This window comes from Micrococcus sp. R8502A1 (assembly GCF_006704135.1).
GTDB classification, from domain to species: domain Bacteria; phylum Actinomycetota; class Actinomycetes; order Actinomycetales; family Micrococcaceae; genus Micrococcus; species Micrococcus luteus.
Map to the genome: position 1 here is coordinate 1 of NZ_VIGS01000100.1, position 1754 is coordinate 1754.

The following is a 1754-nucleotide window of genomic DNA, read 5'->3' on the forward strand; positions in this document are numbered from 1 at the left end:
CCTTTCGCAACGGTTCTGTTGCGCGGGGTGCACCCTATCGCGACGCCTATTCCTCCGGCCTGCCGTCGGCCGCTGTCCCGGTGAAGGATCGGCTTGCGGAACGTGAGCCTCACTCGCAGCGCCCTCTGGCCCGCGTGCTTGGAGGCCGCCACTGAGCTCCGACAGAACCCCGCCATATAGCGGCGCAAGCCACACCCGTCTGGACATGGACAGAGCATGCTGCCAAGTCGTTCGGCGGGCATGGGGTTGCTCTCTCTTCTCCGCTAGGGCGTGTCTGAGAATGGATCCGGGGTCTTAGCCCAACCCTCGAAGCATTATCAGACACGCCCTAGGCCGATCAGGACGAGCGGGAACAAGATGGGGACTGCCGCACGAATAGGTGACACCTGATCTGGCTTGCCCGCAGGGCGGCCTGGAAGGATGTTGCTGTGCCTGCTCCCTATCCCCAAGAGTTCCGTGACGACGTCGTGCGCGTGGCCCGCAGCCGCGAAGAGGGTGTGACGCTCGCGCAGATCGCCAAGGACTTTGGCATCCATGAGATGACCCTGTCGAAGTGGATGCGCCAGGCCGACGTCGAGGACGGCGCGAAGCCTGGGACAACCAAAGCCGAGTCGGCCGAGAACCGTGAGCTGAAGAAGCGGATCCGCCTGCTCGAGCAGGAGAACGAGGTCCTACGACGGGCGGCGGCCTACCTGTCCCAGGCGAACCTGCCGGGAAAAGGCTCTACCCGCTCGTGAAGGAGCTCGCCGCCGTCGGGATCCCCGTCGCGGTGACGTGCCGGGTGCTCAAGCTCTCCCGCCAGCCCTACTACCGCTGGCTGGCGGACCCTGTCACCGACGCCGAGCTGGCCGAGGCGTACCGGGCGAACGCGTTGTTCGACGCCCATCAGGACGATCCGGAGTTCGGCTACCGCTTCCTGGTCGATGAGGCCAAGGAAGCCGGCGAGGTGATGTGTGAGCGCAGCGCGTGGCGGATCTGCCGGGACAACGGCTGGTGGTCGGTGTTCGGGAAGAAGCGCGGCAAGAACGGGAAGAAGCCGGGTCCGCCGGTGCACGATGACCTGGTGGAGCGGGACTTCACTGCTGGCGGTTCAAACCAGCTGTGGTTGACCGACGTCACCGAGCACAGGACCGCCGAGGGCAAGCTCTACATGTGCGCGATCAAAGACGTCTTCTCCGGGCGGATCGTCGGCTACTCCATCGACTCGCGAATGAAAGCCCGGCTGGCCGTCCAGGCACTGCAGAACGCCTTTGCTCGGCGCGGGGATGTGGCCGGTTGCATCGTTCATTCGGACCGCGGGTCGCAATTTCGATCCCGGAAATTCGTCCATGCCCTCAACCGGCACGGCTTGGTCGGCTCGATGGGCAAAGTGGGTGCGGCCGGGGACAACGCCGCCATGGAGAGCTTCTTCGCCCTGCTGCAGAAGAACGTCCTCGACAGGCGGTCCTGGACGACCCGGGATGAGCTACGGATCGCGATCGTCACCTGGACCGAGCGCACCTATCACCGGCGCCGTCGACAAGCCCGTCTCGGGCGGTTGACCCCCATCGAGTACGAGACCATGATGAAGCCCGCCGTGACCCTCCCGGCATAAGACCCCACCTGTCACCTATCGGTGCGGCAGTCCCGATCACGCAGGACTGGCTGCAGGTAGGTGTCGCGGTCTGAACCGAGAGGGGTGCGCCCGGTCGGGGCCGTTTGGATCGCTGCCGCTACGTCAGAGTCCGAAGGCTCCGCCGCTGACGAGGATCACG

The 1754-nt window shown here is 65.4% G+C and carries 1 protein-coding gene; it reads left to right on the forward strand.

Going from position 1 to position 1754, the window contains the following annotated elements; translation table 11 throughout:
• Positions 1-428: 428 nt before the first annotated feature.
• Positions 429-1594 (forward strand): IS3 family transposase gene (locus FLM69_RS11200; RefSeq protein WP_141844290.1). Its coding sequence is split into 2 segments (ribosomal slippage): positions 429-713 and positions 716-1594, totalling 1164 coding nucleotides; the frame shifts between segments, so codons are not numbered across the junction.
• Positions 1595-1754 lie beyond the last annotated feature (160 nt).